Origin of the sequence: Bacillus sp. K2I17, assembly GCF_002209985.1 — a bacterium.
GTDB classification, from domain to species: domain Bacteria; phylum Bacillota; class Bacilli; order Bacillales; family Bacillaceae_G; genus Bacillus_A; species Bacillus_A wiedmannii.
The window spans coordinates 37,380-51,979 of sequence record NZ_NJGF01000022.1 but is presented as its reverse complement, the minus strand read 5'-3'; the positions used below and the strand labels follow the sequence as shown (position 1 = coordinate 51,979).

Sequence of the window (14,600 nt, the reverse complement as noted above, 5' to 3'; positions counted from 1 at the left end):
AGGGTGAGAAATGTTAAGGTTTGAATTTAGGGAATAATTGTTGATACTCAGGGTGATTACGTAGATCTTGTGTTATGTTACTAAGCTCTAAAAATCGAGTTTCGAGTTCCTCAGAGGACTGACCATAATGAGTTTGAAGGCCCATTTGAACACCCGTTTTTGAAAGAGTAGGTGTAATTTGTAATTTTCTTGCCTTTGTATGTTCGTTCCAAGGGCTAAAATAAAATTTTAAAATGAATGAAGGGGAGTTATAAACGATAGGTTGGTGCTGCGTAAAATGTCTGCCTGGTAAATATGCGCCGTTAAGATGGTTGTGTATAAATCTCCAGGCACAGCCGATTTCTGGTTTATAAGGAAAGAGCCCGTGATATCGTTGCTCTACTAACGGAATAGAATATCTTAGTTTTGAATAATTGTAATTATGCTTATCAATCATGACAATCATTCTAATTGCATACATATTTTGGCCTAACGTATGAAGTGATGAGAAAAACTCTTCTACATTGTTACAACAAAGAAATTCCGTAGTATTTAATACCATTTTCCAACCTGAAACCTCTCTTTCAATTTCCATCACCTCAATATCAGTATTAGTGGGATCGAAATCAAGGAATCTTGAATTTCGTACTTCCCAGTTGGGAGCAAATAATTTACAAATTTCAACAGAACGATCTGTAGAACCTCTATTAATTAATATGCCGTGATCAAATATTTTTGTATGATGCATAAGCCACCATGGTAATAAATACTCCTCGTTATAAAAGTGAGAGATAATTGTCCTAGTGATTTTAATCTCCTCCAGTTGCATAAATAATGATTTTATTTCAATATTATTATCATATGTTTTGAATTAAGGAAGGTTGAAAGGAATGTGTGATTCCATTTTTATATTTTGGTATCGGCATATCGAAAAAACAGTAATCTAACTATATGGATAGAGTTATAGAGTGTGAATATACTACATACTTAGATGGCATGTGAAATTTTGTATAAATTATGAATAATAAACCGTCACGTTTGACTGTACAGTTTATGTATTGTATGATGTTAGTAATATAAACAAGGGGGGAAGATCGTTGGGAAGGTGTATCGAATCGGACAGTTGGCTCTCATGGCTCACGTGTCGAAACGCACGATTGATTATTATACGAATCTAGGAATCTTAAAAGCGGAGCGATCTCAATCTAATTATCGCTATTACGATGAAACAGCATTTGAGACATTACAATTTATTGAGAAGTGCAAAGAAATGCATATGCCGCTTTGTGAGATTAAAGAGAAAATCGAGGAGAAGAAGAAGCTGCTCGGTATCAATGAACACGTTTCGAAACAAGTGAATGAAGTGACAGACCATATTCATCGATTAGAAGCAGAGTTAACGGAGTTAAAGCCGCTTTTAGATGGATTGACTGATTCACAACGTGAAAAAATATCGAAATCTTTATCTGGTCAAACGACAGCTTTAATACAGACACTTGTTCTATTATTATAGAAAAAAGTGAAATCCGACCTCTTTAATTTTTGTATCGGGCTATGTTTTCTAATGAACAAATAAGAAAACATTATAGTATACAGGAGGTGGACACCTTAGTTTTTTAAACTAAGGGGATTCATTGGAAATATTTAATTTAGTCATGGTTGCGATTTTAATCGCATTTACTGGATTTTTCGTAGCAGCAGAGTTTGCGATTGTAAAGGTACGTTCAAGTCGTATTGATCAGCTTGTTGCGGAAGGGAAACGCGGTGCTTTAGCAGCGAAAAAGGTAACAACAAATTTAGATGAATATTTATCTGCTTGTCAATTAGGTATTACAGTTACAGCTATGGGATTAGGTTGGTTAGGTGAACCGACAATTGAAAAGTTATTACACCCGTTATTTGAGAAATGGAACATAAATCCTTCTATCTCATCAGTATTAACATTTGGTCTTGCTTTTATGCTAATGACGTATCTACACGTTGTAGTAGGGGAATTAGCTCCGAAAACGATGGCAATTCAAAAGGCTGAACAAGTAACATTGTTATTGGCAGGTCCGTTAATGATGTTCTATAAAGTCATGTATCCATTTATTTGGGTATTAAACGGTTCAGCTCGTGTTGTAACTGGCTTATTCGGTTTAAAACCAGCTTCAGAACATGAAGTAGCTCATACAGAGGAAGAATTACGTCTTATCCTTTCAGATAGCTATGAAAGTGGCGAAATTAATCAGGCTGAATACAAGTATGTAAATAACATTTTTGAATTTGATAATCGTATTGCAAAAGAGATTATGGTACCGCGAACAGAAATCATTGGTTTCTACCTGGAAGATTCAGTAGAAGAACACATGAAAGTAATCCAAAATGAACGATACACACGTTATCCGATTTTTGGAGAAGATAAAGATGATATTATCGGTATGGTCAATGTAAAAGATTTCTTTATTCGATATATGAACAACGATAAAGAAGATTTATCATCGATTCGCACGTATATGCGTCCGATTATTGAAGTGATGGAAACAACTCCAATTCACGATTTATTACTTCAAATGCAGAAGAAGCGAATTCCGATGGCTGTTTTATATGATGAGTACGGAGGAACAGCCGGAATTGTAACGCTTGAAGATATCTTGGAGGAAATCGTCGGCGAAATTCGTGACGAATATGATGAAGATGAAGCACCACCAATTCAGCATGTGAATGAGCACCATAAAATCGTTGATGGAAAAGTGCTTATCTCCGAAGTGAAAGATTTATTTGGATTACACATTGAAGAAGATGATGTGGATACAATTGGTGGCTGGATTATGATGCAAAATCATGAAATTGAAGAAGGACAACATGTTGAGGCGGAAGGTTATGAATTTAAAGTGTTAGAAAAAGATGCTTACCAAATTAAACGTGTTGAAATTCGTAAGATGGAACAAGAGCAAGAAGAAGAGAAAGCAGCAACTGTGTAAGTTGCTGCTTTTCTTCTAAAGTATAAAAAATGTGAAATTAGGAGCGGATATTTTGATTCAAGCAGCCTTACGTGTATATCGATTACAATTGTATGCGATCTTTAGTGGTTTACTACTTATGTGGACGATTACTCCGTTTGGAAAACAAGTAACAGGGTTTGGTATCGGATTAGCTGTAAGTGCATATTGCCTTTGGTTATTGGCTCGCAGAGTGGAGAAACTTGGGAAAAGTATCGTAATGAAAGAAAAGGCTCCTGGATTAGGAGTTTTAAACCGATTTGCAGCAGCCATTTTAGGAGCTATTATTATGTATGAAATTGAGCATGAAATGGAAATGTGGGCATTCGGTACAGGCATTTTAGGTGGTCACTTTTTAATGATTGCGAATTTAGCTTATGCAAACGTGCAGTTAGTGAAAGAAGAAGAGAAGCAAAGAGAACAGGCTTCGAAAAACATAGAGCTATGATGAAAGGGGCCTAATGGGGTTCCTTTTTGTGTTTAAAGCGAGCTAATGAAAGGAATCAAATTTACGACAAATATAATACGCTTCTTTTTTACGTTTTTCAATAGTATGAAAAATAATAAAAAAAAATTAAAAAACCCATCGATTTCTAAAGGTTATGTATGTTATCATGACAAAAGACTTTTTGAAAGAGGTGGATACCAATGTTACAAGCGTTACTTATTTTTGTGCTTCAAATTATTTACGTTCCCATTTTAACAATCCGTACGATTTTGCTTGTAAAGAATCAAACAAGATCCGCTGCTGGTGTTGGATTGTTAGAAGGAGCTATTTACATTGTCAGTTTAGGTATTGTGTTTCAAGATTTATCAAATTGGATGAACATTATTGCCTATGTCATTGGCTTTAGTACGGGACTATTATTAGGCGGTTATATAGAGAATAAATTAGCAATTGGTTATATTACGTATCAAGTTAGTTTGCTAGACCGTTGTAATGAATTAGTAGATGAATTACGTCACTCAGGATTTGGCGTTACAGTATTTGAAGGCGAAGGTATTAATTCTATACGTTATCGCTTAGATATCGTTGCAAAGCGTTCTAGAGAAAAAGAACTGTTAGAAATTATTAATCAAATTGCACCAAAAGCGTTTATGTCTTCTTATGAAATCCGTTCATTTAAAGGCGGATATTTAACGAAGGCGATGAAGAAAAGAGCGTTAATGAAGAAGAAAGATGAACATGCATCGTAAAGAGAAGGGAGTTGTGCAGCTTTAAAAGTGCAGTATAAGCCCCATAGAAAAAAGAGAGGAATCTATATTGAAAAAGATTCCTCTCTTTTTTCTGCGTTATTTTTTTCTGCTTTTTCTCAGATTAACAAGTAACCATACAACTTGAATAATTAGTGGTAATATAAATGCAATTAATAAAACGATAAAGGCTATTAATTTCAGCTCAGATGTTTGAGTAACACCAGTCCCATCAACCTCTCTTAGCCAAATGATAGCTGCCAATATCCCGAAAGTTATAATCCAAAATATGTTACCAATCCACCAATAAATCCATCTTCTTTTCATGCTAGCCCCCCTTACATTTACCCTCTGTTAAAAGTGAATTTTCGTTCGTTACATTTATAATGAAATACCTATAAAATTAATTTTTTTTAACTGTATATCTAACTTGTTTAAACGTTACCATCTCTCCATCTTTATGATCATCTTGCGTTTGCAAAAGTTGAACTTTTGGTTTGTAATCTGTCCTATGAGCATCCTTGATACCTGTAATATCAAGCTTGTAGGATTCGCCATTATTAATTTTTTGTTCCAATACTTTTTTATTGGCGACATAAATAAACGTCACTTTATTTTCATCAATGCCTTCAGTCTTAAATTCTAATTCGTTATCTTTTGTTGTAATCGTCGGTGTTAATAATTCAATACTGCCTTTTCCAGTTTCTAAAGAATTTTCTGCTATAGTTGAACATCCGGATAATATGATTCCAATGAATAGAAGAGCACTTAATTTCTTTCTCATAACATCCCCCAATTTCAAATGATTTTTGATTTTGGCATTGCTAGACTGCTAGTGTGGAACGTAACTGTTTAGCTAGCACTCTTTTTAATTGTACCATAATATGTAAATTTAAATAGGCTGTATATCCAATTTAAGGGGTTTGAAAAGTGTACTTATTGTTTTAAATCAGTATCTTTCCAGTAGGTATATATTTTCTGTAGAAAGCAGTGTTGTCAAAATCATTATGAATTGGCTATTCAACTATATGATGACATGTAGACAGGCGAAAGAAATTATTTTTATGGAAATTACAATTTTTTCATATTAAAATAACGATGTGGAATAGATGAATTCATTCACTTCGGAGGTAGTTACTTGAACATTAACGAGAAGGCAATTGAAATGTTTGAACAAAATGAATATGAGGAAGCAATGGAACTGTTTCAACGAGCTGTACATGAATCTAGAGGTGTACAATCTCTCAATAATCTTGCTTGGATGTACTTTTATGAGGAAGAGAATGATGCTAAAGCTCTTGAATTAATAAAAGAAGTTGTTAAGTTGAATCCTTCCTCATACTTTCCTTATAACATCTTAGGGGAAATTTACACGAAACAAGAAAAGTGGGAAGAAGCGAATGAAGTATTACAAAAGTCTATTTCGATGCAACCATCCAATGAAGCATTTCACAATGTAGCTGTAGCGCATTATAACCTTGGAGAGTTAGAAAAAGCTTCGGAATTTTTCTTGCGAGTGGCAGGGGATTCGGACTATATCATGTATAGTTATGTAAAATGTTTAATTGATTTAGGGCGAACGACAGAAGCGAAAGAGAAGTTAGATGCTTTTAACAGGAAATCTGATGATTTTGTAGGAGAAATTCATGTAGCAGATTTATATGTTGAGTTGAATTGCTATAAAGAAGCAATTGAATGCTTCGAAAAGGGGTATAAAGAAGTTTGGAAAAGCCCCAATTGGATTGGTAGATTTGTTTATGCTTTATATAAAGCTAATAATTTCACCCGTATAAATGAAGTTATACGGGAATCTATCGAAGCGAAAACAGCAGAAATAGAAGATGTTCAAAATGAAGAAGTAGAAGAAAACTGGACAGAAAAAGATAAGAAAGAGTTAATTGAGGAATATACAGAAGAGAATCATTGTTATAAAAAAATGATAGAACGTATCAAATCTGGATATGTTCCAGGGTTAGAATTTGAAACTTATCATATAGGGGCTTGCTATTTGTTTGGTTGTAAAAGACATAATCATCTTGAATATGAAGAATAAAAAAATTCGACTGTCACATATGATGGTCGAATTTTTTATTATAGGCTGCTTGTCTAAAGGTACCATCTCAATTGTAATGTGTTAAAGATGTTTCGTCTCATTACATAGGTATATATCTTCTTTAGAGCTCTCTTTTTTTATATTTAAAATATGGAGTGAAATAAAACCAATAAGTCCTATTCCACCGAAAATAAGCCATGGTGTATACATTCCGCTTAAGTTGGATGTAAAAGATGTACCGGTATAATTACCGATGATAAAACCAAATGCGAGTGATAGTTGATAAAATCCGAAGTAAGTAGCTGTATATGATTCGTTACTGTAATTTGCAATAGCAATATCAGCGTTAGGTAATACGAGTGTTTCGCCAATTGTAAATAAAATTACACAAATAAATAGCCAATATGGGTGTGGAAATAAAGGAATGAGTAAAAAAGAAAAACTCATTAATAAAACACCGTATTTAATAATCGAAAGTGTATTGTATTTATGAAATAGTTTACGAAATAATACCATAAATATGACGCCTGTCATTGCATTTATCGTAATAACGAGTGTAGCAAGCTGATTGCTATTACTAATGTTTTTCATATGAAGTGGAAGTGCGACAGTAAGCTGAGTAAACATAATATAGAAGAAAATCATGATAAATGAAAACAGAAGAAAAGGCTTGTTTTGTAAGATAGCCTGTATTCCAAATGTAATAGACGTGTTTTCAGTAGTGACTTGAAAGTGATTTTTAAGTAAGTAAAAGATAAAAGCGAATAACAGCATAAGTGATCCTGTTAGAGAGAAAGCGTAGATGGGATTGAGTAAGAGTAAGAACCCTCCTGCAATTGGTCCGATTATTGCACCGCAATTAAAACTAAGGTTTAAATATGTAAATAAATTTTTTCTCATATGAGCTGGTTGTGAGCCGAATATGGCGCGCGCAGCAGGTTCGTAAAATGCAGTTCCGAAGCCAATAAGTGCAGAAGAAATAGAAATTGTATAGAAATCAGAGCATATTCCTAAAGTGATAAATCCGATTCCTCTTAAAAATAATCCGGCTATCATCATAATGATATAGCCTATTTTGTCAGCAATTAATCCTGAGAATAAAGGGATAACTCTTGATGTGATTGTCATAACTGTCAACACTGTTCCTACTTGGACAGCAGAAAAATGAAGAAAGCTTAATAGATAAATAGCTAAAAATGCGTATACTGCAAAATAGCCAAAAGACATAAAGAATGAAGAAATAAGCATGAAACGTATCGGTATTGAGAAACTTTTCATAGAACTCCTCCTAATGTTGTAACCAGTAAAATTATTTAATGGTTAACTAATTTATATTATAATTATACATAAAGTCAGAAAAAAGTAAATTTTAAGAAGAAGGTGGATGGAATTGAATCAAAATGCACCAAATGAATTAGAATATATTCGGGAATTTTTAAATACATGGAAAATACCAAACGATACGAGAGAGCCAATTGACATGCTGCAAACAGAAGAGGATATAAAGCTCTTTATGAAAGAATATTTTCATGAAGAGGTTCCATTCCATACGATAGAGGAATTAAAAAGTTTTCGAGAAGATATTCGGGTGGCAATTGAAGGCGGAAAATCATTGCAAAAATGGTTAGAGAAATACCCATTTCATGTACATGTAAAGGAAGATATGAAAGGTATTACATATGAGCCTGTGCACGAAGAGAATGTATATACAAAAGTATTAAGCGTGGTTTTAATGGCGATTCAAGAAAATTTGTGGGGAAGGTTAAAAGCATGCCCAGATTGCCGCTGGGTATTTTATGATCATTCGCGAAATGGAAGTAAAAGATGGTGCGGTATGTATGCTGGAGAAGCAGGAGGAAGAGCGTGCGGTACGATTGCGAAAGTGAAAAATTATCGGGCGAAGAGAAAAGGGAGATCGGGTTATAATGTGTAATTTATATTAGGGGAAGAAAATTGGATGGGGGAATGTAGAATATGAAAGGGACACAAATGTTAGCTTTAAATAAAAAGTGTTGGGATACAGTTGCACCATATTTCTTTCAAGTGGATTGTTTACCGAAATATGGTCCGTATACGGCGTCTGAAGATGAGATTCATATGTTCGATTCAATTAGAAATAAAAAGGTTCTTGATATTGGATGTGGAAGTGGGCATTCGCTGCAATATATGGGAGAGCATGGTGCGGAAGAGTTATGGGGGCTTGAGCTTTCAAGTGAACAAATTAAAACAGCGAATGAAACTTTAAAGTGTTGGAATCCAAAGTTAATATGCGGAGCAATGGAAGAAGAATCGGATATTCCAAAAGGATATTTTGATATTGTATATTCCATTTATGCATTAGGTTGGACTTCGAATTTACGAAAAACGTTGGAACTGATTTATTCATATGTAAAGCCAGGAGGAAGTTTTATCTTTAGTTGGGAGCATCCAATATATTCAAATTTACAGTATGGTACAGAAGAAATTGCTTTAAAGTCTTCTTACCATGAGGAAACACCTATTACGTTTGAAACATTTAAAGGGGAAAATGTACAAGCGACATTATATAAGAGAAAAATAAGTACATACATAAATGAGTTAAATAGAGCGGGATTTACAATGGAGAGAATAGAAGAGCCTGAACCATCAAGCTCGTTTGATGGAGAGTTAGCTGCGCCGTCTACGAAATATTATTCTTTATGTAAAGCTAGGATGGTGCCGACTACCTTTATTATTAAGGCGAGAAAGTAAAGTGCTTTATAAAAAGAAGCCTATCATTTTAAATAAATGAAATGATAGGCTTCTTTATTTTTTGAAAAATGAGTTCAGAGGTGTACTTTTCTTATAAAAATGCATTTCATATAAAAGGTGTAATTATTTTGGGGAAGGGGGATTGTTGTGCGTCATCATAGAAAGTGCAAAAAATTTGGAGTGGCACTGCCTCTTCCGCTTATAGGAGCAACGGGTCCTACTGGTAATAGTGGTCCAACTGGTCCAACTGGAGGGCATGAAGGTCCTGTCGGGCCTCCGGGAATCACTGGGCCTTTAGGAGCAACGGGTCCACAAGGCTCTCAAGGTATTCAAGGTATACAAGGTTCGCGAGGAACAACAGGAGCTCAAGGAATACAAGGTGCCATTGGTGATACTGGAGAGCAAGGAATTACAGGTCCAGTCGGCTTACAAGGTCCTCAAGGATTAATTGGAGAGCAAGGTCCTGTTGGCGATATTGGATTACAAGGACTAGAAGGAATACAAGGAATTACAGGCCCTGCTGGTAGTCAAGGTATACAAGGCATCCAAGGAATACAAGGAGAAATAGGCGAACGAGGACAAACGGGAGCACAAGGAATGCAAGGTGTGGTAGGTGAAGCTGGTATTACAGGTGTAACAGGTCCACAAGGTCCCCAAGGAGTGCAAGGAATTCAAGGGGAGGACGGAACTACAGGTATACAAGGAGAAGAAGGTCCACAAGGAATACAAGGAATTACTGGAGAGCAAGGGCACCAAGGTGATCAAGGGATACAAGGTGTAACTGGCCCTACAGGTTCTACTGGAATACAAGGACCTCAAGGTATAAGTGGAATAAAGGGGATAACAGGTGTAATAGGTCCTCAAGGTCCACAAGGAATACAAGGGATACAAGGAGTAAGGGGATCCACAGGTTTTCAAGGACCAAAAGGAATACGAGGAATAACAGGAGCAACTGGGTCTACTGGTACACAAGGTGCAGAAGGTCCACCTGGAGGACCAACAGGAATAACCGGTCCAATTGGTCCCTCTAGTGGAGTGACTGGTCCATCTGGCCCGCCCGGTCCACCTGGGGGACCAACAGGTCCAACGGGTGAAACTGGTGAACGTGGTGTAACAGGGGGAACTGGTGCAATAGGAGCGCAAGGTTTACAAGGTATAACGGGTCCCACTGGTGCTCAGGGTGCAAGGGGAGCACAAGGTTCTCAAGGGATAATTGGTGTAGCTGGCGTACAAGGTGCACAAGGAATACAAGGAGTTCAAGGAATAACAGGAGCAACTGGCGCAGAAGGTCCCCAAGGAACTCAAGGTCCACAGGGAGAAATCGGTCCAACTGGTGCAGAAGGTCCTAAAGGTGTGCAAGGAATACAAGGGATAACAGGTCCAACAGGAGCACAAGGAATACAAGGGTTACAAGGAATAATCGGTCCCACAGGCACAACAGGAGCGGCTGGAGCCCAAGGTCCCCAAGGAATACGAGGGGAAACAGGAGCAGCTGGAGCACAAGGGATACAAGGTCCCCAAGGAATACGAGGGGAAACAGGAGCAGCTGGCGTTCAAGGAATACAAGGACCTCAAGGAATACAAGGGGAAATTGGATTAACTGGTGGTCAAGGTGCTCAAGGTCTTCAAGGAGTCCAAGGAATAATCGGTCCAACTGGTGCCATCGGTCTCCAAGGTCCTCAAGGAACACAAGGTATAGTAGGCCCAACAGGAGCGCAAGGTTCTCAAGGTATGCAAGGGATACAAGGAATAACAGGCCCGACAGGTGCACAAGGAATTAGAGGCCTTCAAGGGAATATAGGAGAAAGCGGGATAACAGGCCCACAAGGAGTGCAAGGGGCGCAAGGTATCGAGGGACCCGAAGGACCACAAGGAAATGTTGGGATTACGGGTGTAACTGGAGAAACAGGAGCGACCGGAGCAACAGGGGCGACCGGAGTACAAGGGATACAAGGCGTTCAAGGGATTATAGGGATACAAGGAAGTACAGGAAGTACAGGACCTACCGGAGCAACCGGAGTAACTGGAATACAAGGTACTCAAGGTATTCAAGGTTTGCAAGGCCCAACTGGAGTAAGTGGAATGACAGGCGTTAGTGGTAGTCAAGGGCCAGCCGGAGCGCAAGGTAGTCAAGGGCCGATTGGAGCTGTGGGACCTACTGGAGCAACTGGTAGTCAAGGGCCTATAGGTTTTTTAGGAATTGTAGGTGCAACAGGAGCGACTGGCTTACCTAGCGGTGGAGGTTATTTCTTTTCTACTTCAACGAGTGCAATTGCAGCGAATGCGTTAATACCAATCAATTCTGGATCTACAACTTTTGGTTCCGGTGTCAGTTTAACAAATGCAACAACTGTAACGTTAAGTACGCCGGGAATATATTTAGTAAGCTATTATTTTCAAGGTGATCCAAATGGGGGGAATGAAACGATTTCTGTGAGTCTTACTTTAAATGGAACGCAAGTCGCAGGGAGTTTTATTTTTTATGTTACAGGAGGTACTTTTGTATTAGAACCAGCGGTTTCGAATACGATGGTCATTAATGTTACTTCTTCAAATGCTACTTTATCTTTGCAAAATGGTCCATTAGCTATTGGGCATGTAACGACATTATCTGGAGTGATAACAGCTAGTTTAAATGTATTAAAAATAGTTTGACACGTTAGTTATAACGGGGGAGATGCTTGTGAGGGATCAAGATAAGTGTAGTAAGTTTCAAGCACCTATTCCTTTTCCGGCGTCAGGTATTACGGGGCCAACAGGTCCAACGGGTCCGACAGGTTCTTTAGGTGGACCGACTGGCCCGCAAGGAATACAAGGCGTACAAGGACCAATTGGTCCAACAGGTCCGACAGGAATTCAAGGAGTGCAAGGGGTGCAGGGAGAAATTGGCCCAACTGGTCCAACTGGCTTAACAGGACCACAAGGTGCTCAAGGTAGTCAAGGTCCGATGGGGGAACAAGGTCCACGGGGAATTCAAGGTGTTCAAGGTATACAAGGCGAAAGGGGTCCGACTGGTCCAACAGGTATTCAAGGGATACAAGGAATACCTGGACCAATGGGAGAAACAGGTCCAACCGGAATACAAGGTATACAAGGAGTGCAAGGAGAAATTGGTCTAACCGGCCCAACCGGAATACAAGGTATACAAGGAGTGCAAGGAGAAATCGGTCCAACTGGTCCAACTGGAAATACGGGTATACAAGGTGTTCAAGGTAATTTAGGGAGTAGTGGTTTACAAGGGGTAACAGGAATACAAGGCATTCAAGGGCCAATTGGTCTAACTGGTCCAACAGGTTCTCAAGGAATACAAGGTCCACAAGGGCCGATGGGACCAACAGGAGCAACTGGCATTCAAGGTTTACAAGGTCCACAAGGTGAGATGGGTCTAACCGGTCCAACCGGCTCTCAAGGAATTCAAGGGGTGCAAGGTGTAATAGGCCCAACAGGGGCAACTGGCTTGCAAGGAGATCCAGGTCCAACCGGCTCGACAGGTCAGGCGGGAGTAACAGGTCCAACTGGATCTGCAACAGGTCCAACAGGAGCAACGGGTCCAACAGGTCCACCAGGAGGCCCAACAGGTCCAACGGGTCCAGCAGGATCACCGGGAGGTCCAACAGGTCCGACTGGAGCAACAGGGGCAACCGGGGCGACCGGAGCAACAGGAGCGACTGGAATTCAAGGAGTGCAAGGAATACAGGGACCGACAGGGGCAACAGGTTTAACAGGTTTGCAAGGAGTACAGGGACCGATGGGGGTAACCGGTCCAACGGGTGATCAAGGTATTCAAGGTCCACAAGGAGTAATGGGAGCAACCGGTCCAACGGGTTTACAAGGTCTACAAGGAGTACAGGGACCGATAGGAGCAACAGGCCCAACCGGTCAACAAGGAGTGCAAGGGGCACAAGGTCCAATTGGTCCAACAGGCCCGCAAGGAATACAAGGAATACAAGGTGAGCAAGGAGTAATGGGAGCAACTGGATCAACAGGCTTACAAGGTCTGCAAGGAATCCAAGGTCCACTCGGTCCAACCGGTCCTCAAGGTTTACAAGGAGTGCAAGGGATAAGTGGTATAACAGGTCCAACTGGTCCTCAAGGAATCCAAGGAATTCAAGGTCCACAAGGGGATATAGGTCCAACCGGTGCGACTGGAATACAAGGAGTGCAAGGTCCAGAGGGTCCAACTGGCCCAACGGGTGCAACAGGCCCGCAAGGAATTCAGGGAATACAAGGAATCCAGGGTCCAACCGGTCCACAGGGAATTCAAGGTCTGCAAGGAATTCAAGGTCCGATTGGTCCAACAGGCCCAACTGGACCTCAAGGCATACAAGGTATAACTGGCTCGACGGGTCCAACCGGAGCAACAGGAGCAACAGGTCCGACGGGAGTAACGGGCCCTCAAGGTCCTCAAGGAATCCAAGGCCCACAAGGAGTAACCGGACCAACGGGAGCGACTGGAGCGACGGGAGTAACGGGTCCACAAGGAATCCAAGGAATCCAAGGCCCACAGGGGATAACGGGTCCGACGGGAGCAACCGGAGTGACTGGAATAACAGGCCCACAAGGAATCCAAGGAATTCAAGGCCCACAAGGTGTGACGGGAGCAACCGGAGCAACCGGAGCGACTGGATCGACTGGTGCAACAGGACCGACAGGAATCCAAGGAATCCAAGGAATAACAGGAGCAACAGGGGGAACGGGAATAACAGGCCCAACAGGTGCTACGGGCCCAACCGGCTTAACCGGAGCAACTGGATCGTCTGCTATATCAACAGGTGGCGGCTATTTCTTCTCTACCTCAACAAGTACAATTGCAGCAAATGCCAACATCCCAATTAATTCTGGATCCACTGTATATGGAACTGGTGTATCTTTAACTAGTGCTACAACTGTCACAGTATCCACACCAGGAATATATTTAGTAAGCTACTATTTCCAAGGGGACGCGACTGGTGGGAATGAGACAGTATCTGTTAGGTTGCTATTAAATGGAACACAAGTAACAGGGAGTTTCATACAAAATGTGACGACATCAACGGTAGTAATCGAACCTGCCATTTCAAATACGCTTCTTGTGAATGTAACGAGTGCTAATTCAACATTAATATTACAAAATGGCCCGTTAGGTGTAGGGCATGTGACGACTATAGCAGGTGCGATTACGGCAAGTTTAAATGTAGTGAGAATACTATAAGGAATATAAAAAACACAAGGAATGTCTGTATAGACACACCTTGTGTTTTTTTCTTTATCTTTTCGGTTGAAAAATATGTTGAAAGAAGTATTTGTGATGTAAGTTATCTACAACTTTATTAGCTTGATATGTGCGATGTTGTTCGAGTCGAAGTCTTTGCTCCATCATTTTTATTGCGTGATCAGATAAACGTAACATTATACATGTCTCCTTTTCTATAAATATAGGTGTCTATTGGTATCGATCCCATATTTATAATTAAGGAGGTACACTGTGTAACATAGGCAAAAAGCACCTTCCTCTCCCATTACGCTTACGAGGTTAGCTGTCGGACTCGGGAAGTGAGAGTTTCCCTACTTAAATAAGATTCGCCCCAAGTAGCATGGCTACAAAAATGGTTCCCCCGCTCCAAAATTTGGACTCAGCAAAAGGATTTATAAAGTAAAGGATAACATAAATAAATTGATGAGTC

Annotated in this window: 14 protein-coding genes and 1 riboswitch; of the genes, 9 read left to right on the top strand and 5 right to left on the bottom strand. The window is 39.6% G+C overall.

Annotated features, from left to right (window positions below; translation table 11 throughout):
• Window positions 1–13: 13 nt before the first annotated feature.
• Entirely contained in the window at window positions 14–808 is a 795-nt protein-coding gene (locus tag CER22_RS21595) for a glycosyltransferase family 2 protein (protein ID WP_048546514.1), read from the bottom strand.
• Between the two features lie 276 nt (window positions 809–1,084).
• Here CER22_RS21595 and CER22_RS21590 point away from each other — a divergent pair, with 276 nt between their 5' ends.
• The 4 genes from CER22_RS21590 (at window position 1,085) to CER22_RS21575 (ending at window position 4,157) form a co-directional block, all read left to right on the top strand.
• Window positions 1,085–1,492, top strand: coding sequence for a MerR family transcriptional regulator (locus CER22_RS21590; RefSeq protein WP_000285638.1), 408 nt, complete (start codon window positions 1,085–1,087; stop codon window positions 1,490–1,492).
• A gap of 121 nt (window positions 1,493–1,613) precedes the next feature.
• Entirely contained in the window at window positions 1,614–2,942 is a 1,329-nt protein-coding gene (locus CER22_RS21585) for a hemolysin family protein (protein ID WP_046957914.1), read from the top strand.
• A gap of 52 nt (window positions 2,943–2,994) precedes the next feature.
• Window positions 2,995–3,408, top strand: coding sequence for an ATP synthase subunit I (locus CER22_RS21580; RefSeq protein WP_048546511.1), 414 nt, complete (start codon window positions 2,995–2,997; stop codon window positions 3,406–3,408).
• Between the two features lie 200 nt (window positions 3,409–3,608).
• Window positions 3,609–4,157: a DUF2179 domain-containing protein gene (locus CER22_RS21575; RefSeq protein ID WP_088064064.1), complete on the top strand. Its 549-nt coding sequence runs from the start codon at window positions 3,609–3,611 to the stop codon at window positions 4,155–4,157.
• Window positions 4,158–4,253: 96 nt separating this feature from the next.
• Here CER22_RS21575 and CER22_RS21570 read toward each other — a convergent pair whose 3' ends face one another.
• On the bottom strand, window positions 4,254–4,481 hold the full coding sequence (locus CER22_RS21570; RefSeq protein WP_088609541.1) for a DUF3923 family protein: 228 nt from the start codon (window positions 4,479–4,481) through the stop codon (window positions 4,254–4,256).
• Window positions 4,482–4,557: 76 nt separating this feature from the next.
• The gene (locus CER22_RS21565) at window positions 4,558–4,938 is read right to left on the bottom strand and encodes a hypothetical protein (protein ID WP_142293527.1); all 381 of its coding nucleotides are present in this window, start codon (window positions 4,936–4,938) and stop codon (window positions 4,558–4,560) included.
• Between the two features lie 354 nt (window positions 4,939–5,292).
• Between CER22_RS21565 and CER22_RS21560 the strand changes: the two genes are divergently transcribed.
• A complete protein-coding gene (locus CER22_RS21560) occupies window positions 5,293–6,207 on the top strand; it encodes a tetratricopeptide repeat protein (protein WP_088609539.1) in 915 nt (304 codons plus the stop codon).
• An 81-nt stretch (window positions 6,208–6,288) separates the two neighbouring features.
• Here the strand turns inward: CER22_RS21560 and CER22_RS21555 are convergent, their stop codons facing one another.
• Window positions 6,289–7,485, bottom strand: a complete 1,197-nt coding sequence (locus tag CER22_RS21555; protein ID WP_088064061.1) for an MDR family MFS transporter — start codon at window positions 7,483–7,485, stop codon at window positions 6,289–6,291.
• 112 nt (window positions 7,486–7,597) lie between these two features.
• Here CER22_RS21555 and CER22_RS21550 point away from each other — a divergent pair, with 112 nt between their 5' ends.
• The 4 genes from CER22_RS21550 (at window position 7,598) to CER22_RS21535 (ending at window position 14,128) form a co-directional block, all read left to right on the top strand.
• Window positions 7,598–8,140 (top strand): CGNR zinc finger domain-containing protein, encoded by a 543-nt coding sequence (locus tag CER22_RS21550; RefSeq protein WP_142291783.1) that lies wholly within the window; start codon window positions 7,598–7,600, stop codon window positions 8,138–8,140.
• A 41-nt stretch (window positions 8,141–8,181) separates the two neighbouring features.
• Window positions 8,182–8,937, top strand: a complete 756-nt coding sequence (locus tag CER22_RS21545) for a class I SAM-dependent methyltransferase (protein WP_088609538.1) — start codon at window positions 8,182–8,184, stop codon at window positions 8,935–8,937.
• A 147-nt stretch (window positions 8,938–9,084) separates the two neighbouring features.
• Entirely contained in the window at window positions 9,085–11,592 is a 2,508-nt protein-coding gene (locus CER22_RS21540; protein WP_142293526.1) for a collagen-like protein, read from the top strand.
• 22 nt (window positions 11,593–11,614) lie between these two features.
• A complete protein-coding gene (locus CER22_RS21535) occupies window positions 11,615–14,128 on the top strand; it encodes a BC_3345 family exosporium-associated protein (protein ID WP_088609537.1) in 2,514 nt (837 codons plus the stop codon).
• 54 nt (window positions 14,129–14,182) lie between these two features.
• Here the strand turns inward: CER22_RS21535 and CER22_RS33160 are convergent, their stop codons facing one another.
• On the bottom strand, window positions 14,183–14,326 hold the full coding sequence (locus tag CER22_RS33160) for a hypothetical protein (protein WP_000945246.1): 144 nt from the start codon (window positions 14,324–14,326) through the stop codon (window positions 14,183–14,185).
• A gap of 96 nt (window positions 14,327–14,422) precedes the next feature.
• Window positions 14,423–14,565, bottom strand: a riboswitch (cyclic di-AMP (ydaO/yuaA leader).
• Between the last annotated feature and the right edge of the window lie 35 nt (window positions 14,566–14,600).